The sequence below is a fragment of the Pseudoalteromonas sp. S2893 genome, assembly GCF_005887105.1.
Lineage (GTDB): Bacteria > Pseudomonadota > Gammaproteobacteria > Enterobacterales > Alteromonadaceae > Pseudoalteromonas > Pseudoalteromonas atlantica.
The window spans coordinates 19,968-41,149 of record NZ_PNCY01000044.1 but is presented as its reverse complement, the minus strand read 5'-3'; the positions used below and the strand labels follow the sequence as shown (position 1 = coordinate 41,149).

Genomic DNA, 21,182 nt, shown 5'->3' with positions numbered 1-21,182 from the left:
ACTAGGCGATAACGCAGCATAAATGCCAAACATGTGCTGCCCTTCGGGTTCTGCCTAGGGGCGATAAACTCTTTGTTGCCTACATGGATGTGGGTAAGGGGCGTGATCAGGACGCGGAAGCTTTACTCGATTTTTACTTATTCTTACAGGGATGTAAGTCATTAGAATAACGCAGGAGCAGTTATCGAGCCCACTAGGTTACAAACCTCGCGCCGCGATTTAATCGCCCCTAGATTGAACAAATTTCAATCCGCAAAGTGCAACACGCCCTAATTTGGCCTTTTTGTTTTTTCAAAAAAACCGACAACTTACCTTGAATTTGCAGCTATTCGACACAAGATTGCAACTCGAGCGATCTAAACGTCTATAGCGGGCGTAAACTGTCATTTTAGTTGTTAACAACTTAGAATAACTTAGACAGTTTTTATCTTTGCACACAGGTAGTGCCTTCTATATTATGCGCTCCTTTGAAAAATCAATAGTCAGCAGCCCTTAAGGGAATCAACATCATGTTAAAGCAATTATCAGCCAAAAAAGTAGCACTTAGCCTGGCCGTTACCTCTGCGCTTGGCGCGTCTTATTCTCCTGCATTTGCTGCAGAACAAGACACTCAAGCACAAGAAAGTATTGAAGTGATTTCGGTTACCGGTACCCGCAGAAGCCTGCGCAGTATTGCCGAAAGTACCGTACCTGTAGATATTATTACCAGTGGTGATATGCAAAGCACGGGTCAGCTAGAAATTAGCCAAATACTGGCAAACCAAGTACCTAGCTTTAACTACCCAAGCGCCACCATGGGTGATGGTACAGACCACGCTAAACCTGCTGTATTACGTGGTTTAGCACCCGATCACACCCTAGTGCTTATTAATGGCAAACGCCGCCATGCTGGCGCGCTATTAAACTTAGCGGGTGTTGTTGGCCGTGGTTCTACCGCTGTTGACTTAAACATGATCCCAACTTCAGCCATTAAACGCGTAGAAGTACTACGTGATGGCGCAGCAGCGCAGTACGGCTCAGACGCCATTGCCGGTGTAATTAACATTGTACTTAAAGATGCCTCAGAAGGGGGCAGCGTAAGCGTAACCTACGGCGAGTACGACACCCAAATGGCTGGCGTACCTCAGCTAGAAAGCACCTACGCAGATGCCGATGGCAACCTTGCCTTTAATACCGGCGCCGACCGCGAAGTAAACGACGGTGCAAGTCGTACAATTAGCGCAAACTCTGGTTTTGAGCTTTTAGATAACGGCTTTGTAAACGTATCAATTGAGTATCGTGATAACGACTCTACGCAGCGCTCAGGCTTTGACCCGCGCGAGCAATACGACCGCCTAGAAGATGGCAGCCTAGACCCACGCGAATTTACCATCGACCGTTACAACCACCGCTTTGGTAAAGCAGAGCTTGAAGACTACGCACTGTTTTACAACATGGGTTACGACTTTGATAACGGCTATAACCTGTACTCGTTTGGTAGCTACTCAAAACGCGAAGGTAACTCAGGTGGTTTTTACCGCCGTGCAAAAGACAGCCGCAACGTGTTAGAAGTGTACCCAGACGGCTTTTTACCGCAAATTGAAACCGACGTACAAGATTACTCATTTGCCCTAGGCCTGCAAGGCGAAACAGGCGAATGGACCTGGGATGTAAGTACCAACTACGGCCGTAACGACTTTGGTTTCGGCGTTGTAAATAGTATAAATACATCTCTAGGTGCCGACAGCCCAACCGAATTTGACAACGGGGCATTGGTTTACGATCAGTTTTTAGTAAACGCTACGGCAAATACAGTGCTAGATTTTGGCTTGCCAGATGACGTATTTTTCACTGTAGGTGCAGAATACCGCCACGAAAGCTACAAAATTGAGCAAGGCGAAGAAGCCTCTTACATTACCGCTTTAGATAGCGATGGCAATCCAATTGCTGCCGGTGGCGCACAAGTATTAGCTGGTTTTGGCCCAGAAAGCGTAACCGACGAAAGCCGCCATAACGTAGCGGTATTTGTTGAGTTTGATACTTACCTAACAGAAGACTGGAACCTTGTTTTAGCGGGTCGCTACGAAGATTACACCGACTTTGGCGATACGTTTACATCAAAGCTTGCGTCGCGTTACAGCATTAACGAAAACCTATCATTGCGTGGTGCAATTAGCACAGGTTTCCGTGCTCCATCACTTGCGCAAAGCTCGTACCGCCAAATCTCTACCGTGCTTGAGAACAACCAACCGTTTGAAGTAGGTTTATTCCCTACCGATTCAGCGGCAGCGCAAGCGCTAGGTGCTGAACAACTAGATGCCGAAGAGTCAGTCAACGTAACGGCTGGCTTTATGTACACACAAGGCAGCTTTAGCCTAACTGTAGATGCCTACCGTATTGATATTGATGACCGTATTGTATTGTCTGAAAACCTAGAGGGCGATGCCGTAGTAGAAATACTGCAAAATGCCGGCGAGCTAAACACAGAAAGCGTACGTTACTTTACTAACGCTATCGACTCGCGCACGCAAGGTGTTGATATTGTTGCTACCTACAACTTAGATTTAAGCGATTTAGGTGACTTACGCTTAAACGTAGCGGCTAACTTTAACGATACCGAAGTAACGCACGTAGACGACAACCCAAGCGAGCTAAATTCACTAGGCGATGACTATGTTGTATTTGCACGCCGCGAAGTAGGCCGATTTGAAGAAGGCACGCCAGATAGCAAATGGAACCTATCAGCAGTGTGGAACTTTAACGAATGGCAAACCACCCTTCGTGCAACGCGCTACGGTGAAGTGGCTGATATTTCAACTACCGCCGATCGCGATGAGTACATAGACCCTAAATGGATCACCGACCTAGAAGTAGCCTACCGCCCAGATGAATACTGGAAATTTGCAGTAGGTGCAAACAACTTGTTTGATCAGTACCCGCAAGCAACGGTAGATAACATTGGTTACTCTGACTTTGGCCAAATATTTCCGTACACGCCATATGCACCGTACGGATTAGACGGGCGTTTCCTATACGGTAATATTACTTACAGCTTTTAATAAATAACCTAAAAGCAAAGACTTAAAAAGGATGCCATGTGCATCCTTTTTTAATTACTTCTTAGTGTATTTAACCACTTATTAGTAAATCCACTTTTCATAAACACATCCCACCCCAATAAAATCAATAACTTACAGTTGGTCTTGTTTTTGCTCTACTACGCTTATACAAAACAAGCATAAATAACAAACACAAAGGACTAAACATGAGTTCATCAACTGTATCAGGCATTACAAAACCACTTTCACTTATTGGCGGCATTTTATTATTAAGCGGCTGTGTGTTTCATATATCGCCAAGCGTTGCCTCAGTAAAACAAACTCAGCAGTTATCACTGCCAAGTAATAACCTAGAATACTTAAACGTATTAAGCGGTGCAGGCTCTCTTGAAATAAAAGGCTCGCCCAATGCCACCAGCATAAGTGTAGATGCCACAATTTTTACCGCCGACATTGAAGACGAATACACACTCACCCTTGAGCAAAATGGCAAACAAGCTACCCTAGTTGCAAACAACAATACTGCCAGCGGTATGCGTTTTTACAGCGGCCAATCGCCACACATTGATTTAGTGGTTACTGTGCCAAGTAATTTAATGCTCGATATTGATGATGGCTCTGGCGACATTGCAATAAGCGCCATGCAAAATAACATTAACGTAGAAGACGGCTCTGGCAGCTTATCTATCAACAGTGCTAAAAACCTTACTATTGAAGATGGCTCAGGCGATATTACTCTTGAAAACATCACCGGTAACTTAGCGCTTACCGATGGTTCTGGCAGCGTAAATATTAATAATGTTAGCGGCAACGCCGTAGTTGATGATGGTTCGGGCGATATGCGCATTAGTAATGTGCGCGGCACCTTAACTGTTGAAGACGGCTCAGGCAGCATTGCTATTAACAATATTAATGGCGCAGTAGATGTAGACGATAACTCTGGCGATTTAGTCATTGAGCACGTGCAAGCAAGCGTAACCATTGAAGATGGCTCGGGCAATATTCGTGTAAACCACGCTAAGGGGCTTACCATTACCGAATCGGGCTCTGGCGATGTAAGCATTGATAACATTAACGGCCCTGTAAAAGTAGCCGATTAATTATGACTAAATGATCCATTTTCAGCCACATGACCCATTGTATTTTTAAAGCCACTAAGCCATGCTAAAAGCCTTGATACTATTAGGATATACGCGTGTTAGAAATAGCTTTAATTTACTTAGCGGCGGCCATAGTGGCTGTACCTATTGCCAAGCGAGTGGGACTTGGCTCGGTACTTGGTTATTTAATTGCGGGCATACTAATTGGCCCTTACGCCCTGGGTATTGTGGGCGATCAAACAGATGTAATGCACTTCGCCGAATTTGGCGTAGTGATGATGCTGTTTTTAGTTGGCCTTGAGCTACAACCAGCCCGTTTATGGAAGCTTCGCCATTCAATATTAGGGCTTGGCGGCTTACAGGTCGTACTTACCGCCGCGGCTATTTTTGCGTTTTGTTATTGGGTTTTTACCATGCATTGGCAAACCGCCCTCGCCATTGGCTTAATGCTGGCGCTGTCATCAACCGCTATTGTACTGCAAAGCCTTGAAGAAAAAGGCTGGCTAAAGCAAGAAGCCGGGCAAAACGCATTCTCGGTTTTGCTGTTTCAAGACATCGCCATTATTCCTATTTTAGCGCTCCTGCCACTACTGGCTTTTGCACCGCAAAGTAGCTCCAAAGAAATTAGCGACTCCATTATTGCAAGCTGGCCGGTATGGCAACAAGTTGGCGTATCGGTAGCGGTTATCGCCGCTATTATTGCCGGCGGAAAATATGTGTCGGCCCCGTTATTTAGATACATAGCGCAAACCCACATGCGTGAAATATTTACTATTTTTGCGCTATTTTTAGTGGTGGCTATTGCCCTTGTAATGCAAAGTATTGGCTTATCACCGGCACTCGGTACATTTTTAGCCGGTGTAGTCCTTGCCGAAAGCGAGTTTAGACACGAGCTAGAAGCCGATATAGAACCCTTTAAAGGCCTACTGTTAGGGCTGTTTTTTATCACTGTTGGTGCATCAATCAACTTTGAATTATTAGCGGATGAATTTACAACCGTTATTGCACTCGTTGCGCTGCTTATTGTAGTAAAAGCCTGCATTTTGTTTGCCCTTGCAATCACCTTTAATATTAGTAAAAAGCAGCGTTTACTGTTTGCACTAGCGCTGGCACAAGGCGGCGAATTTGCCTTTGTACTTTTAAGCGTAACCACTACATTAAGCATATTAACGCCAGAGCAAACAAGCTTAGTCACGTTAGTGGTGGCTGTTTCAATGTTGGTTGCGCCACTGTTATTAATGGCTTACGAGCAGCTACAAAAACGTACCAGTAACAGCGCGCCCGAGTTTGATAAGCCCGAGCAAATTAGCAGCGCTAAACACGTTATAATTGCAGGCTACGGTCGCTTTGGGCAAATTATGGGTCGCTTATTACACGCCCAAGGCTACGAAATTACTGTACTTGATCACAGCCCAAGCCAAATAGAACTCCTACGCCGCTTTGGCAATACCGTATTTTATGGTGATGCTGCCCGCCAAGAGCTGCTAGAAGCCGCAGGCGCGCACACCGCGCAAATGCTAATTGTGGCAATAGATGATGCAGACAAAACCCTCGAAATTATTAAGCTTGCACATAAAAACTACCCGCAGCTCAAAATTGTTGCCCGCGCTATCGACCGCCGCCACGCGTATCAATTACTTAATTTAAAAGTAGATGCCTTTAACCGCGAAACGGTCGACTCGGCCATTAACCTAGCGGTAGATGCATTAGAGTTATTAGGAAACAATAAAGAAGATGCCCAGCGCGCCGGAAAACTATTTAGAGACCACGACCGCGCTGCTGTATTGCAACTTGCCGAACTGTGGGGCGACGACGCCAGCTACGGCGTAGCCGTGCGCCAACGTATGGAAGATTTAAAACAAGTACTGCAACAAGACAAGCAGGCACAAAGTGATTTAAATACCTGCGACAGCGGCGACTGTGAAGACGGCCTAACAGAGCTAGCTGATAGACCTAAAAAGCCTGATGATTCTCATCTTGAGTAGTGTCAAATAGTTAGAATTAAGATAATAGCAGATCACGGTATTGCCTCGCTAAGGGGCAATAAGATGAGCAGCATAAAATATAGCTAACTGTTTTGTTAAGTTTAAAGATTTTGTTAAATGTCAAACATATCATTTTGTGGAGGTTTTAAAATGGATATATCTGATTCAGTGACACATTTAATAGCATGCCCATATAAACTAAAGTTACTTATTTCGAGCGGAGGAACATTCATAAAACTAGATCGGTTATTAGATTTAATTTGATCTCTTAGTTGCATCAATAATCTACCTAATGCATTTACACCTACATAAATACCCCTTTCCACAGGCTTTGCTCCCCAAAAATCATCTTTATCAGAAAGCTCAACTATTGGCATATTGTTACTTTCAATTAAGACTGAAGAGAAACGATTCCAATTTTGCGCAAGTTTTACACGTAAAGACCACTTCATAATTAAAATTTTCACCTCATCCCAGTCAGCACGAGAACTTTCTCGATAGGGCTTACTAACCATTTTTGCTGTCATAGGGCTGCCTTGAGATAGTATTTTTTCTTGTACATCAGGTAGATGAGGAAAACGACAAGCTTGGTATAATGCCTCAATACTTTTTATTGGAACTCCATTAACAGCAACAGGGAATCCACCAGCCATATTTGATAGCTCGCCCCATTTCTCTCTCGTTCTTTTAAATGCAGCGCAATGTTTAATATCATATTGCCTGCTTTCATAGCTCATAGCTTATCCATATGTTTTTCTTTGCATTAATGGGTACCACTTTGAAAATGGATGAAAAGGTGACGCAGTAGGATCACCCTACCAAAAGGCGAGAGGGTTGTTATTTGGACAATTTCTGAAACTAAAAACAGTTGAGCCAAATCCTAACCCTCGATAAATATCATACCCCAGAGGCTTTACAACAGAGCTATTTTGTACGGAAAACGAAAGTATTTTCAAACCATATTTCAGCATTATTTTCTCATACTCCTCACGACGAGAACGAGAAAATACTGGGTTTTCAACTCCTACAGGAGCCCTGTATGGGAAATCGCAGTTTTGTCTCTGTAAGAACTCGATCGCTTCAGGTAACTCTTTGATAATAGAAGTAGGCCAAAAGACTGTCGAATAATCCTTCCGATACAATCTATTTTCCAGCCTGTATTTACTAAATGAAGCAAATACTAAATGAATATCTTTTCCTAAACTTTTAGCAAAAGCTTTTAACCTTTTCTCTGTTTTGTATTGTCCATAAACATACCAACCGATAGTAATGACACACACCCTAGCTTTTAGCGGGGCGTCATTACGAATCCAAGACTCCATATCTGAAGTTAAACGGTTGCCTGAAAAAATAAAGTCATCTAGATAAATATACTCTTCTGATTGCTGACCTATTATATTGGGCATACCATATAATAGGTTAAGTTTACCTTGAAGAATTGCATTTAACTCCTTTTGACTATTCCCGTTCGCTTGGATATCAAGCAGAGATACTCTATTCCAATACGAATCCTTGTTCTCAACATATATATCTGGTGACTGGATAAGAGTGTCAATAAACTCTAAAAACAAGTTATAGCTTATAAAGTTTTTCTTTAAAATTCGATTTGTTTCTTCCAAAACAATTTGTTTTTCAAAATCTTCAAATTGCGATATCCAACGACTAACATGCACGGCATCATATTCGCCAAACTCTTTATTTCTATAACCATTAATTACATTAGAAATACTTTGGCAAAGTTCTTCATTCGTCACTTATCTACTCCAACTGACATTAATATCACGGGCATTTAACAGCTCTATCAGAGGACACTTCCATCTTTCTACACAATGTCCCTATAGTATGAACATCTATTAATATCAAATAGAGTAAATTATTACCAACTATAAATAATTTTACGTTGATGATCTGCTTTATAAAAATGGGAAAGTGTTTGCGGTATTGCTTGGGCGGGAATGGCTTAAATTAATCTACTTTTTGAATACTAGCTTGTAGCTCATAGCCTGTCATTCTTCCAGCTATGAGCTACTACATTTAAAAACGCTAAAATCTAGTGATGGTGCCCACCTTGAATCGCTTTACCTTGCTGGTTATAAAACCCCGTTGCGCTGTGCTCTATAAAACCAAGATTGATCATTTTTGCTAAAAACGGGTCGTTTTCGTTATCGCCAATGTCGGCGTAGTCGGTGGTTTGAAAGCGATCCCACTTGGCAAACTGTGCGGTTATTTCTGCTTTATTACTGTTTACCTCGTTAAGGCTTAGCAAAGTATGGGTATCGCTTTTTTTATTGGTTACGCTAAAGCTTTTAACCAAGTTTGATTTGGTAAATAAAGCGAGTTTAAATTGATTGTCGCCCTCAGAAAGTGTGTAGTTTTTTACCTCATCGCAGCCGTTGCCTTGGGTGTTAACTAGGGTCATTTTTTCGATTAAATGCGTATCCACCAGCTGATTTTTAGCGCTCCAACTTTGTACACCGCGTACCTCAGATGGCTGATACTCAATACCGCGTTGCTGAGCATTAAAATAACGAATTGGGCGAATTTGCTTATTAGCTAAGTGCTGCCAAAGCTCGGTAATAACCTCACGTTGGTGCGCAACTTGTGAGTTGTTTCGCCAAAGCGTAAGTGACTGCGTGCTTTGCTCGTTTTTATGAGTATTGGTAATTTTATAGTCGGCTTTTAAATGCGCGCTATCAATATTACATTGCTGCGCTAGGGTGCTGGTACTGGCAAGTGTTGCCATTAAAAATAATGCTAGTTTCATTAAATTATCTCTTATTTAAACGTCACTGTAATAGGCATTACCATACCCATTTACAGTGGCATTTTTATGACATAAAAAAACAACTCGCACAGCGTACGAGTTGTTTTTAAATACCTCATTTTTAATACGTACTTTATGTGCTGAGCGTACGTATTAAATTACTTATGGCGTTACTTTTTTATCAGCGGTAGTTACTAAGTCTGCTGCAAAGTCCATTACATGGAATAAAAAGCTTTGCTCGTTAGTGCCTGTCACTAAGTGAGCGCCTGGGCCCATTGCGTATACGCCAACATCTTCACCTGCGTGAGTTTCTGAGCCAAGTGGTACAAGTGCCTCTTGGTGAAAGCCCGGTGCAGTTGTTTCAACATCGGTTAAATCTACACGCCCTGTAACAGGTGCAAATGCATAACCTGCATCGGCATCGGTTTCATCGCCTAAATCTCTAAAGCCGCCACCGTTGGTGTAGCCAACTGTGGTGTATGGCATATCGTCGGCAGCTAGGCTTGGCTCGGTTTCGCCTACGGCAACAACTTTACCTAATATTGGGTTACCACGTTTAGGGTAGCCTGCAATAGTAAATACGTGACTGTGATCGGCAGTTACTACTATTAGCGTTTCTTCTGGGTTAGTGTTTTCCATTGCCACTTGCACAGCTTTTGCAAATTCTACTGTGTCGTTTAGGGCATTGTAGGCATTACCCGCATGGTGCGCGTGGTCAATACGCCCTGCTTCTACCGATAAGAAAAAGCCATTGTCGTTGTTATCTAGTACGTTAATTGCTTTTTCGGTCATTTCGCTAAGCGAAGGCTCGCCCGCTACATCGTTTGCGCGGTCGGCTTCGTATTGCATGTGCGATTCGTTAAATAAACCAAATACTTTAGTGGCATCGTCGCTGATTGCATCAAAACCGGTTTGGTCCATAACGTAAGTGCCGCTTGGGTAAGTTGTTTGCCACTCGGTTACTAGGTTGCGGCCATCAGTACGGTCGCCTTCTACGGCGCTTACTGCATCGGCTGAGTTTGCTGCTTCATCTTTTGGTAAAAAGTGACGACGTCCGCCGCCCATTACAACATCAATGCCATCTACATCAATACCTGCATAACGCGACTCTAAGTTGGCTTCAAAGTTTACTAGTTGCGATGCAATATCTTCACAGGCTTCAGTGCCCTCTGGCATATCTGAGTTATCTTCCCAGTTACGGTCAGCCGATTTAGCATACGTTGCTGCAGGTGTTGCATGGGTAATACGTGCGGTTGAAATAAGGCCGGTTGCTTTACCCGCTATTTCAGCAAGCTCTAACGAGGTAACCAGTTCGTTGCCTGTTACCGTGGCACAGTCGCCGCGTTCAATGTCTTCATCTACGCCAATTACGCCCACATCGGTTTTAACACCTGATACCATTGCCGTCATTGTGCCTGCTGAATCCGGCGTTTGTGCATCTACGTTGTAAGTTTTAACAAAACCTGAGTACGGCATTTTTTCAAAGCTTAACTGGTAGTCTTCACCTAAACCGCCTTCAAGCTGGCCTGCTAAAATACGTGCAGCTGTTACGGTAGAAATACCCATGCCGTCGCCAACAAATAATATAACGTTTTTCGCTTTGCCAGATTCAGTAACCACTTCGCTATTAGCTTGCTGTGTTGCCGCAAGCTTTGTTTGTGCATCGCCATACCATGCGTTAGTCGTTAGGGTGGCAAGTTGCTCGCTGGTAAGTGACGTAGCTGGTGCATTACACACTAAGTTAGAAGAGGTAACTTCGTCGCTATCTAGCACGCCGTTGCCGTTTGTATCTACGCCAGTTTGGGTTTCTACGCCGCCATTAACACATTGCTCAGAGCCTACTGCAATGGTGTTATCTACCGCGAGAATATTATTTTCGTCTTTGTCGTCGTCACTACAACCTGCTAGCGCGACCATTACTGCTAAAGAAAGTACTGTTAATTTGTTCATGTTAGCCGCCATTATTGCTGAGTTAGTTCAAGAGCTTGATTAATTAAATGAAATACTACGTTTTGCTCAATTACGCCTTGAGCTAGCTGTGCGCCAGGGCCTTTTGCATGCAGCGAAATATCTTCACCAGCATGAGTTTCTGAGCCAAGAGGGACAGTGGTTTCTTGGTGAAAGCCAACATTGGTAGTATCAACGCCTGTTAGCTCTACACGTCCAGCAACTGGGCCAGTTGTATACGCTGCATCGGCATCTGTTTCATCAACTAAGTTTCTAAACCCTAAACCATTTGCATAGCCTACTGTGGTGTAAGGCATATCGTCGGCAGCAAGGCTTGGTGTGGTTTCACCTACGGCAACTACTTGGCCTAAAATTGGGTTACCGCGTTTAGGGTAGCCAGCAATAGTGAATACGTGGCTGTGATCGGCGGTTACTAAAATAAGGGTTTCTTCTGGGTTGGTATTATCTACCGCAGCTTGCACGGCTTTAGCAAATTCAATGGTGTCGTTAAGTGCGTTGTAGGCATTACCCGCGTGGTGTGCGTGGTCAATACGGCCCGACTCAACGGTTAAGAAAAAGCCGTTTTCGTTTTTACCTAATACATCAATTGCTTTGCTGGTCATTTCGCTCAGCGATGGCTCGCCGGCAATATCGTTTGCGCGGTCTGCTTCGTATTGCATGTGCGATTCGTTAAATAAGCCAAACACTTTAGTGGCATCATCAGCAATGGCATCAAAGCCTGCTTGGTCCATAACATAAGTACCTTGTGGGTATTGTGTTTGCCACTCAGTAACTAAGTTACGCTCATCAGTACGATCGCCCTCTACAGCGCTAAGTGCATCTGCTGAGTTAGCTGCTTCATCTTTTGGTAAAAAGTGACGACGTCCGCCACCCATTACAAAATCAAGACCGTCTACGTCGGTACCTACAAAACGTGCTTCTAGGTTTTTCTCAAAATTAACTAATTGCGAGGCAATGTCTTCACATGCAGTTTCGGTTTCTGGCATGTCTGAGATATCTTCCCAGTTACGGTCTGCCGATTTTGCATAGGTTGCCGCTGGCGTTGCATGGGTAATACGCGCTGTTGAAATAACACCGGTTGCTAGGCCTTTAATTTCAGCCAGTTCTGTTGCTGTTAAAAGCTCATTACCCGATACAGTTGAACACACACCGCGTTCTATGTCTTCGTCTACACCAATAACGCCTACATCGGTTTTAACCCCTGAGATCATCGCGGTCATTGTGCCTGCAGAATCTGGTGTTTGAGCATCTACGTTGTATGTTTTTACTTGTGCTGAGTACGGGAACTCTTCAAAGCTTAAATAACCTTCTTCACCTAAATCGCCCGCTCTTTGTCCTTTTAAGATACGTGCTGCGGTAAGGGTAGATACACCCATGCCGTCGCCTACAAACAAAATAACGTTTTTAGCTTTTGTTGTTTGCTGGCTTTGTGCAAGCGCAGTTTTTGTGGCGAGTGTGGTTTGGGCATTTGTATACCAGTCATTGTCTGTTTGGCTTTGTGGTAATACATCGGCATGACTTGCAGCACTTAACATAAACGTTAAGCCAACTGCCGCAGCAACTTTTTTAATTTTCATCCTTTATTATTCCCATTGTGTAGTGGTTATTTTTTGCTTGAAGCGTAAACCTCAAATAAGTAACCGCTGCACTATAGAAAATAGATGTGACCTCTAAGAGTACTTTTAATTAAAAAACAATGACTAAACCATGACAAAATTAAGACACAAAAAAGCGCAGCGGTTAAACGCTGCGCTTAGCACAATTTTCACAGGGATGTATTTATAAAATTAAAAACGCGCCTTAAACGATACGCCAAAGTAGCGCTCTGCATCACGCGGAATTTGGTAACGGAAGTTGTCGCCACTGTAGGTGGTTACGTAGCTTTCGTCGGTTAAGTTTTTAGCAATAAGCGATACTCTAAATGCATCATCTTTAAACGATAAACCCACACTTGCGTTTAAAATACCGTAATCTGGCAGTAACGCTGCTGGGTTAAACTCGCCTACATTGTTTGGTAGGTCTGAGTATTGCTCGTCGGTGTAAATGTAAGAGCCGTTTATATGAATATTAAAGTCGTGCTCTGTTTCAATAAAGTAATCAGCACTTAGTGAGTATTTTAAATCTGGCGAAAACGGGACATCTAAGCCAGAGCGGTCAGTACATGAGCCTGCTTCTACTTCTGCCGGACAATTAAACTCGTCAATTTCGGCCTGAATGTACGCAATACCACCGGTTAAAGTAAGTGAGTCGGTAGCCGCCCACATAAAGTCAACCTCAGCACCTTGTGTACTTACATCACCGGCATTGGTTAAACGGGTAATACAGGTACCGTCTGAACAGTCAAAGTTATTGGCTTGAAAGCCTTCAATTTCGGTTCTAAATACGGCAAAGTTAAATACAAAGTCGCGGCTTGCGTATTTGTAGCCTAACTCGTATGCGTCTGACTCTTCTGGCGATATTTCGCGGCTATCGTTATCTGGATTAAAGTTGTAGTACACGTTAAAACCAGGGCCTTTATAGCCTTGCGAGTAAGTACCGTAAACCATTTGGCCATCGCCTAGGTCGTATTGCATACCTAAACGACCCGACACATTGGTTTCTTCTGCACTGCCTGATTCGTCAGTATTTAGTGCTGCTGAGCGTACACCTACACCGGTGCGGCCAAATTCGTCATTGCTTACGCGGCGGTGTGTGTACGACACTTCATCGTCGGTATAACGAATACCAAACAGTACACGTAAGTCTTCAGATAAATCGTAAGTACCATCGGCAAAGGCTGCCCAGTTGTTAAACTCGGTGCTCATGTACGCGGTTGCCGATACAATATCGTTAGCATTACAGCTTACACCTAAGCTTTGTGTGTAGCCGTCTAAGTCCGCCAATGCGGCATCAAGCTCTGCACCGGTTAAGTTATTTTGTGCGTAATACGCCATTGCAGCGTCTAGTTGGCCACCGTTATTTTGACAACTTGCGTCACGGGTAAAGTTACGTTGCGAGTCCATGTTCCAGTAAAATAAGCCAGCCACATAGTTAAACGGACCCGCTAGGTTTGAAGTAACTCTAAATTCTTGCGAAAACTGATCCCACTGCTGAGCACCTAAATCGTGTAATTGAAAGGGCGCGCCAAATACAGGTTCGTTACTGTCGCCAGCAATTGAGGTAAAGTCGCCTTCGCGGTATTCGGTGTTATCCCACGAGCGCTGCGCAGTAATAGAGGTGTATGTGTAGTCGCCAATAGTTTTATCAACCTGTACCGAAAACGCGCTGTGTTCGTCAATAGTGCGCGACTCATAGTCGTGATCAACTTTGCGCTGGTCTAGGTCAATATCGGCCACACCATCAACAATACCGTTGCTGTTAGGGGCTGCGTCTGAATCTGGGTTACGGCCACTTGGCAGGGCTTCTAAATCGGCACAACAGTCGTCGTCGGCGTTATAAAATTCGGCAATAAATTTAACGTTTAAGTCATCGCTTGGCTCGTATTTAAATACAGCACGTGCGCCTTCACGGTCGTAACCGTTTACTTTTTCGTTGTTGTAAACGTTATCAATGTAGCCATCAAACTTACCTTTAAACACGGTTAAGCTTGCTGCTAAGTCGTCGGTTAAGCCGCCGCTTACCACGCCCTTAAAGCGGTATTCGTTGTCTTGATAAAACGAGGTTTCTACGCTGCCGGTGGTATCGTACGAAGGATCTTTGGTTGTAATGTTTACCACACCCGCCGAAGCATTTTTACCAAATAGTGTACCTTGTGGGCCGCGTAGTACTTCAATGCGAGATACATCGTATAAATCGGCAAAGGCTTGACCAGAGCGACCTAGCACCACGCCATCAACTACGGTTGCCACACTTGGCTCAGCAGCAATACTAAACGAAATAGTACCAATACCACGCACTGTTAGCGCTGAGTTACGGGTTGTGGTGCCTTTTCTAAAACTCACCGAAGGTACAAGTGACTGCAGGCCTTCCATATTATTAGCAAACGCCGAATCAATCTGGTCGCTATTAAGCACAGACACCGCAAGCGGTACTTCGTTTAGGCTTTGCGTTCGTTTTTGTGAGGTAACAACAATTTTTTCAAACTGGTCGTTATTGTTTTGCTCTGCTTGTTGCTCCGTTTGCTCTTGCTGCGCATGTGCTTGCGTGCTTAGTGCTAAACCCGTTGTCATTGCTAACGTGACTGCCAAGCTTAAGACGGACTTTTTAGCTCTCATGTCATTCTCCAAATTGTGCGTGTGTGCTGTTAAATTACCGCGCTAGCAAGTGTGTGGGTTGCTAAAAAGCGGTGCCAGAGTGTTGTAGTTATTTTCCTTATATCTCTTATGTCTTATATAAGAGATATAAACTTAAACAAACTTATGTTCTATTGCAAACATTATGTGAATAAAATGTGATTTAAAATTTGTATAAAGAATATAACGCCGCGTTATACGACCTTAGCAACGCCAATATGCGCCAAGCTACTTGTATAGCGTGTATGCCATCGGCGTACGCTCCACCAGCTAAGCACAAAGGCGCTAGTCCAAACAGCAATTAAGCTTGGTACAAAGTACACGCTGGTGCCACCCACCAATCCAAGCGGAGAAAACAGTATGTACAAGCTTATAATTAAGCTCACTAATACAATCGCGCAAGGCAGTGCGTATTTCCATGGGCTTAGGTTTACCTCGGCTTTGCGGGTAAAGTTCCATGGTGTGGCAAGAGGTTTGTAGTAGCCAATACCTAACATAATGGCCAGCTCAATAAAGAATAATATGGCGTAAATATGGATAAAGTTAATATCTACATCCCACACAAATTTAAGCAAAGTGTAGGCAATAACATGAAAAACAATAGCCACTTTAGCGCCCAGTGCAGGCACTTTGCGAGTAAATAACCCCACGAGCACAATTGTGATGACCGGAATGTTGTAAAATCCGGTAAATACACGAATTATGTGCCATAAACCTTCTGGCGCAAACATCAGTAATGGCGCGGTAATAAACGATAAAACAGCAATTACAATACTGGTAATTTTGGCCACTTTAATCAGCTTTTCGTCGCTTACTTTGTCTTTTTTCATGGGTTTGTATACATCTAAACAAAACAACGTGGCGGCACTATTTAACAGCGAATTAAACGAGCTAAATACCGCACCTAATAACACCGCTAAAAAGAACCCAGATAAGTACTGAGGCAGTACATCTTTAACTAAATGTGGGTAAGCTAAATCTATGGTTTGTAAGCTTTCGTGCTTATAAAGGTGATACGCAATTACGCCTGGGATCATCATCATAAAGGGCACTAGCACTTTAAAGTACCCTGAAAACAACACGCCCTTTTGGCCTTCTACTAAGTTTTTAGCGCCCAGTGTACGCTGGATCACGTACTGATTGGTGCCCCAATAAAATAAATTAGCGAGGATCATACCGGTAAAAATGGTGCCAAATGGCACGGGTTCGTCACTGCTACCAATGGCGTTGAGCTTTTCGGTATCGGTGTTTACCAGTGTGCTTAGTCCATCGGCAAAATTGCCATCGCCAAGGGCAATTAGGCCAAGGGTAGGCACTAAAATACCAATAATTAATAACCCAACACCGTTAATGGTATCTGATACTGCAACTGCCTTTAAACCGCCGAATACCGCGTAAATAGCGCCCACAGAGCCCACAATAATAATGGTGACAATTAAGCTTGCTTGATAGCTTAAGTTTAATAAGGTGGGCACATCAAACAGACTAAGAACGGCGATTGATCCTGAGTACAAAACAGAAGGGATCGTTATAAAACAATACCCTACCATAAATAAGATCACCGTCATGCGGCGTACGGTATCGTCAAAACGATCCCGTAAAAATTCAGGCAAGGTAGAAAACGCGCCGGCTAAATACCGAGGTAAAAAGATCAACGCCATTATAATGGTTGATATCCCAGCTGTTACTTCCCACGCCATTGAACTTAGGTTGTAACCATACGCTGAGCCATTTAGGCCAATAAGTTGCTCGGCCGATAAGTTAGTGAGGATCATCGACCCCGCTATAAATGTACCTGTTAAACCACGCCCTGCTAAAAAGTAGCCGTCTTGGGTGTTAACTTCCCCTTTGGTTTTTTGGTACGAGATATATCCTACCAACGCCATAAACGCCAAGCACGATAGCAGTGTCATGGTAATGTTCATACCTTCCATCTTGCGCCCCTTTTAGCTTACTTTACTCGGTAAAAAGTAAGCTAATATCTTTATTATTGTGTGTGTTACGTGTGTTGTGTGTGTGTTTGCTATTAACCGAGTTTTATTTTGGCCATGCTGTTAGCTGGCTCATGTCTTGCTCTGTGTGTTGAACCTCTGGGCCTAGCTTGAGCGTATCGCCTTTACGAACAAATACGGCCATTTGTGTAAGCTCAAGTGTTTCTTCGTAATACTTGCCGCCTTGGTACGCCTGCCCATCAGGGAATCGCACCCACTCGCCTTGTGGTAAATAAAATTTAACTTTACCGTTTGGTACAACACATGGCACAACAAGGAGTTTTTCGCCGCACATAAATTGCTGATCAAAACTATGTGCCAGTACGTCATCAGGAAACGCCAGTGCCATAGCACGCTGAATAGGCAGCCCTGTTTGCTGCGCTTGCTCTGCACATTCTTGTAAGTACGGAATTAACTGATAGCGTAATTTAAGCGCTGCAAATACTGCGTCACTTGCTTGCTCGGTGTATGACCACGGTTCGCGTGGGCCAATGCCATGTAAACGCATGTGCGCACTAAATACCGACGCTTGCGCCCAGCGAACATAAAGCTCTGCATCGCGCGTATCTTTATAAAAACCACCAATGTCGGTTGCAAAAAATGGCCCGCCCGACATGCCCCACGCTAAGCTGCCGCGAATACTCGCCGCTAAGCCTTGCCAATCGGCTTGTGGGTCGCCACCCCATTGTGCAGGGAAGCGTTGGCTGCCAGTCCATGCTGAGCGGCTAAACAAAAATGGCCCTGTTTTACAGTATTTTTCGGCGGCTTCATAAACGCAGCGGTTATACAGCATGCTATAAACATTGTGTAGTCTTATGCCGCTGTCGCCACTGTGCGATACCATGTTTTCGTCTTCTAGCTGTTCGCCAAAGTCTGCTTTTATCATATCTACGCCAAGCTCAAACAATGGCTTGTGCGACTCCAGCCAGTATTCGTAAGCATCGGGGTGAGTAAAATCTAAAATACCCGACTCTGGTAATGGCGTAAGTACTTCGCCAAAGGGGCTTAAATCCCACTCGTATTGATACGCTTTACCTGTGCGTTTGTCTTTTATTAGCCAGCCGTTCTCGGCCGCTTTAGCAAATAATGGGTTGTTTACCGAGATCATTGGGTATTCCCACACGCAAATTTTAAAATCCATGGCTTTTAGTTCATCAAGCACAGGTTTTGGGTCGGCGTAACGTGTTGGGTCCCATTCAAAGGCAAAGCGGGTGTCGGTGTCTTGCCATGCGCGGCCATCAAGGGTAATTACATCACACGGCATGTTTTTAGCGCGTACTTCGCGGGCGACACTTAATAGCTCGTCGGCATCTTTGTAGTACGCTTTTGATAAAATAACACCCAAGCTCCACTGCGGTGGCACCGGTGCAAAACCAGTTAGCTCGCAGTAGCGATTTATACTTTGTGCAGGCGTTTGCTCTTGGTATAAAAATACATCTAATGCGTCGTCTTCTACTAAACACACATAAGCACGTTGCGACCAAAGTGCGTAGCCTACGCCATGTGTAACGGGCGCCGGCGTGTGTACAAATAAATTCCAGCCCTCTGGGCTCCAAGCGTATGGCGTATTTTTATAAGACTTTTCGGCGTTTACGCCCAGCGCATCGTGGTTGTATGAGCGAATAAGCTGGCCGCGTTTATCAAGCTTGCCCCATTTTTCGCCAAGGCCGTATACGGCTTCGTCATAATTAAGCTCTAAGCTTAAAATCCAGCCGTTATCGGTTTTCGCCAGTGGCGGTAAGCGGTGCTGGCGCACAAAGTGGCCATCAGTTGCTGATTGCTGTACTAATTTATCGTTTTTATAAAGCTTAAAGTAAAACGGGTCGCTGTAAAATTCTAAGCGGTACTCACCGGCGGTGGCTGCAAAGCCTTGGTCTAATTTATTAAGTGATAGCGGTAAGTTTGAAGGGGTGGTGGTTAATATTTTAAACGTCTCGTCATGCGTGGAGCCTGCATTTAAACGTAAACCAAACTGGCTTATGGTAACGCTGACCTCGCCAAATTGAGTTGGTAAAACTAGCACATGGCCTTGTAATTTAGGCTCTGCAGTTAAGCGTGCTGGCTCTATTGCGTTCCAGTCTGGCTCACGTAATTCAAATGCATTCATGGGAGTTCCTTAACCAATTATTAGTCTTGTATAAGATACAAGTTAAATAATTGTAATCCCCATGTCAATGTAAATAACCCTAAGATGAATTATTTACATCGATACTTTTAAAATATGCCCGGTGCCGATGTTGCCACCAGCGAAACGCCGCTTAGGCCAAGCAATGCAATTGCTATTATACGAATCCATTTTGCATCAACGTAAGGCGTTAATTTACGAGCAAATTGCGTTACTAATAATACCAGCGGTATGGCCGCTGCAATTAAAAACATAATGTCGAGCTCGGGTAAGGTGCCAAATAAGGCAATACCAACACGGACTAAGCCACCAATGGTAAATACCGCAAGTAAAGTGCTACGAATGGCCTCAATAGACCAAGCTTGTTTATAGCACTGAAACACCAGCGGCGGCCCCGACGTTGAAAACAGCCCGCCCAGCAAGCCACTTACGCCGCCGGCAATTAAAAACGAGCCACGCCCGCTTTGCTTATTTGCTCTATCACGGCCAATTAGCATTAAGCCACAACATAGCAAAATACTAATGCCTAAAATAAAGTTTAAGAACTGCGTTAAATGCGCCGACATATATTCAAGCAATATAAAACCTAACAGCATTAGCGGAATACCGGTATACAACATAAGTTTAAGCTCGGGCACTTTTACTGTACTGCGATTTTTAACCACCACAGTGGTTGAGTTAACTAAACCCAATAAACTCACTAAAAAGGTGGTGGCAGTGAGCGGTAAAACATCTAGCAACGTAAAGCTTGCAACCACCAGCAACCCAAAGCCAAACCCGCTAAGCGTTTGCATTATGGTGGCAAGGCTTAGGCACAATGCCATAAGCAAGATGAGTTCTAACGAAATACTGAGCACTTTAAATATCCTACGTGTGCGCTATTGTAGTGTAACGATTTGTTTTTAGGCATAATGTAAAAACAAACTACACGGCAATAGTTCACAATTAATTGAGCTTGCGCAAAACTGCGCAAAAAGTTTCACCTATGATATAAATACAGGTGGATTAAATTTAATGGTAAATAACAATGAGTAACTCTATGTTTGATCACAAATTAAGTGGCCCAAGCTTGGCTTTTCAACCACTTTACTTACAAGTGGCTGATTATATTAAACAGCTCATTGTTGAAAGACGCTGGGTACCTGGCGAAGTATTACCGAGCGAGTTTCGCCTTGCTGAAGAGTTTAACGTAAGCCAAGGCACTGTGCGTAAAGCGCTTAATTTATTAACCGACGATAAAATAGTTACTCGCCGCCAAGGTGTTGGTACGTTTGTATCTGAGCATACCGCGCAAGATGCCCTGTTTAGGTTTTTTCCGCTACAGGCCGACGGTAAAGGCGCCGACCTACCTAAAGCCGAGCTATTGTCGGTTGAGCTTTGCCCTGCACCACAAGATGTTATTGATGCGCTGCAACTTAATAAAAAAGACAAAGTCACTAAGCTTGTACGCAGACGCATTCTCGATAACGAATTTTGTATGAGCGAAACTATATATCTACCACAAAGTTTCTTTCCTGATATACATCAAAGTAGTGATATTCCGCACACATTGTATCATTACTACCAAACCAAATTTAACCAAACCGTGCATAAAACCCAAGACAGCATTAAAGCCGTTTTAGCAGATGAAACCGACGCTAAAATGCTCGCTATTAAAGCCGGTGACCCTTTATTGTTGGTATCGCGCATTACCGAATCAATCGAAGGTAAACGCATTGAATACCGTTTAAGCAAATGCCGTAGCGATCATTACCACTACCAAATAGAACTTGATTAATTAACCGCGCTTTAGCCGCGAGTAAGTTATATTAGCGCATACTTATTAAATATTTTTTAAAGGCAGCAAACGCTGCCTTTTTGCTGCCTGTAGGTTTTTTAACACCTTTCATTTATTGCCTTGCGGTTAACACAGTGTTGACACTGTTAGATTCGTATAATAACTTATGTCTTATACAAGACCAAAGTCATTATGCAATTTT

13 protein-coding genes are annotated in these 21,182 nt (G+C 43.8%); 4 read left to right on the top strand and 9 right to left on the bottom strand.

Annotated features, from left to right (window positions below; all coding sequences use genetic code 11):
* Positions 1–509 precede the first annotated feature (509 nt).
* From CWC04_RS17120 to CWC04_RS17110, 3 genes are all read left to right on the top strand, one after another.
* The gene (locus CWC04_RS17120) at positions 510–3,038 is read left to right on the top strand and encodes a TonB-dependent receptor plug domain-containing protein (protein ID WP_054983880.1); all 2,529 of its coding nucleotides are present in this window, start codon (positions 510–512) and stop codon (positions 3,036–3,038) included.
* A gap of 206 nt (positions 3,039–3,244) precedes the next feature.
* A complete protein-coding gene (locus tag CWC04_RS17115; RefSeq protein WP_126008639.1) occupies positions 3,245–4,138 on the top strand; it encodes a DUF4097 family beta strand repeat-containing protein in 894 nt (297 codons plus the stop codon).
* 95 nt (positions 4,139–4,233) lie between these two features.
* Positions 4,234–6,123, top strand: a complete 1,890-nt coding sequence (locus tag CWC04_RS17110; protein ID WP_138685983.1) for a monovalent cation:proton antiporter-2 (CPA2) family protein — start codon at positions 4,234–4,236, stop codon at positions 6,121–6,123.
* Between the two features lie 113 nt (positions 6,124–6,236).
* Here the strand turns inward: CWC04_RS17110 and CWC04_RS17105 are convergent, their stop codons facing one another.
* The 9 genes from CWC04_RS17105 to CWC04_RS17065 form a co-directional block, all read right to left on the bottom strand.
* Positions 6,237–6,860: an NADAR family anti-phage protein gene (locus tag CWC04_RS17105; RefSeq protein ID WP_138685982.1), complete on the bottom strand. Its 624-nt coding sequence runs from the start codon at positions 6,858–6,860 to the stop codon at positions 6,237–6,239.
* 78 nt (positions 6,861–6,938) lie between these two features.
* Positions 6,939–7,877: a phosphoribosyltransferase-like anti-phage protein gene (locus tag CWC04_RS17100; protein ID WP_138685981.1), complete on the bottom strand. Its 939-nt coding sequence runs from the start codon at positions 7,875–7,877 to the stop codon at positions 6,939–6,941.
* Between the two features lie 296 nt (positions 7,878–8,173).
* On the bottom strand, positions 8,174–8,887 hold the full coding sequence (locus CWC04_RS17095; RefSeq protein WP_138685980.1) for a hypothetical protein: 714 nt from the start codon (positions 8,885–8,887) through the stop codon (positions 8,174–8,176).
* 162 nt (positions 8,888–9,049) lie between these two features.
* On the bottom strand, positions 9,050–10,837 hold the full coding sequence (locus CWC04_RS17090; RefSeq protein WP_138685979.1) for an alkaline phosphatase: 1,788 nt from the start codon (positions 10,835–10,837) through the stop codon (positions 9,050–9,052).
* Between the two features lie 11 nt (positions 10,838–10,848).
* Positions 10,849–12,432, bottom strand: coding sequence for an alkaline phosphatase (locus tag CWC04_RS17085; protein ID WP_055255433.1), 1,584 nt, complete (start codon positions 12,430–12,432; stop codon positions 10,849–10,851).
* Between the two features lie 210 nt (positions 12,433–12,642).
* On the bottom strand, positions 12,643–15,069 hold the full coding sequence (locus tag CWC04_RS17080; protein ID WP_054983875.1) for a TonB-dependent receptor: 2,427 nt from the start codon (positions 15,067–15,069) through the stop codon (positions 12,643–12,645).
* A gap of 212 nt (positions 15,070–15,281) precedes the next feature.
* Positions 15,282–17,021, bottom strand: coding sequence for a solute:sodium symporter family transporter (locus CWC04_RS17075; protein WP_171038593.1), 1,740 nt, complete (start codon positions 17,019–17,021; stop codon positions 15,282–15,284).
* Positions 17,022–17,124: 103 nt separating this feature from the next.
* Positions 17,125–19,185 carry a glycoside hydrolase family 31 protein gene (locus tag CWC04_RS17070; protein WP_138685978.1) on the bottom strand — a complete coding sequence of 687 codons (2,061 nt, stop codon included), beginning with the start codon at positions 19,183–19,185 and terminating at the stop codon, positions 17,125–17,127.
* 107 nt (positions 19,186–19,292) lie between these two features.
* Positions 19,293–20,060 carry a sulfite exporter TauE/SafE family protein gene (locus CWC04_RS17065; protein WP_004586028.1) on the bottom strand — a complete coding sequence of 256 codons (768 nt, stop codon included), beginning with the start codon at positions 20,058–20,060 and terminating at the stop codon, positions 19,293–19,295.
* A gap of 170 nt (positions 20,061–20,230) precedes the next feature.
* Between CWC04_RS17065 and CWC04_RS17060 the strand changes: the two genes are divergently transcribed.
* Positions 20,231–20,980 (top strand): GntR family transcriptional regulator, encoded by a 750-nt coding sequence (locus tag CWC04_RS17060; RefSeq protein WP_004586029.1) that lies wholly within the window; start codon positions 20,231–20,233, stop codon positions 20,978–20,980.
* The last annotated feature ends 202 nt before the right edge of the window (positions 20,981–21,182 follow it).

What these genes read in the sequence shown, in the direction of transcription:
- CWC04_RS17080 (WP_054983875.1), bottom strand. Translation starts at nt 15,069, where the DNA reads ATGAGAGCTAAAAAGTCCGTCTTAAGCTTGGCAGTCACGTTAGCAATG.
- CWC04_RS17115 (WP_126008639.1), top strand. Translation starts at nt 3,245, where the DNA reads ATGAGTTCATCAACTGTATCAGGCATTACAAAACCACTTTCACTTATT.
- CWC04_RS17085 (WP_055255433.1), bottom strand. Translation starts at nt 12,432, where the DNA reads ATGAAAATTAAAAAAGTTGCTGCGGCAGTTGGCTTAACGTTTATGTTA.
- CWC04_RS17095 (WP_138685980.1), bottom strand. Translation starts at nt 8,887, where the DNA reads ATGAAACTAGCATTATTTTTAATGGCAACACTTGCCAGTACCAGCACC.
- CWC04_RS17105 (WP_138685982.1), bottom strand. Translation starts at nt 6,860, where the DNA reads ATGAGCTATGAAAGCAGGCAATATGATATTAAACATTGCGCTGCATTT.
- CWC04_RS17090 (WP_138685979.1), bottom strand. Translation starts at nt 10,837, where the DNA reads ATGAACAAATTAACAGTACTTTCTTTAGCAGTAATGGTCGCGCTAGCA.
- CWC04_RS17070 (WP_138685978.1), bottom strand. Translation starts at nt 19,185, where the DNA reads ATGAATGCATTTGAATTACGTGAGCCAGACTGGAACGCAATAGAGCCA.
- CWC04_RS17060 (WP_004586029.1), top strand. Translation starts at nt 20,231, where the DNA reads ATGAGTAACTCTATGTTTGATCACAAATTAAGTGGCCCAAGCTTGGCT.
- CWC04_RS17120 (WP_054983880.1), top strand. Translation starts at nt 510, where the DNA reads ATGTTAAAGCAATTATCAGCCAAAAAAGTAGCACTTAGCCTGGCCGTT.
- CWC04_RS17075 (WP_171038593.1), bottom strand. Translation starts at nt 17,021, where the DNA reads ATGGAAGGTATGAACATTACCATGACACTGCTATCGTGCTTGGCGTTT.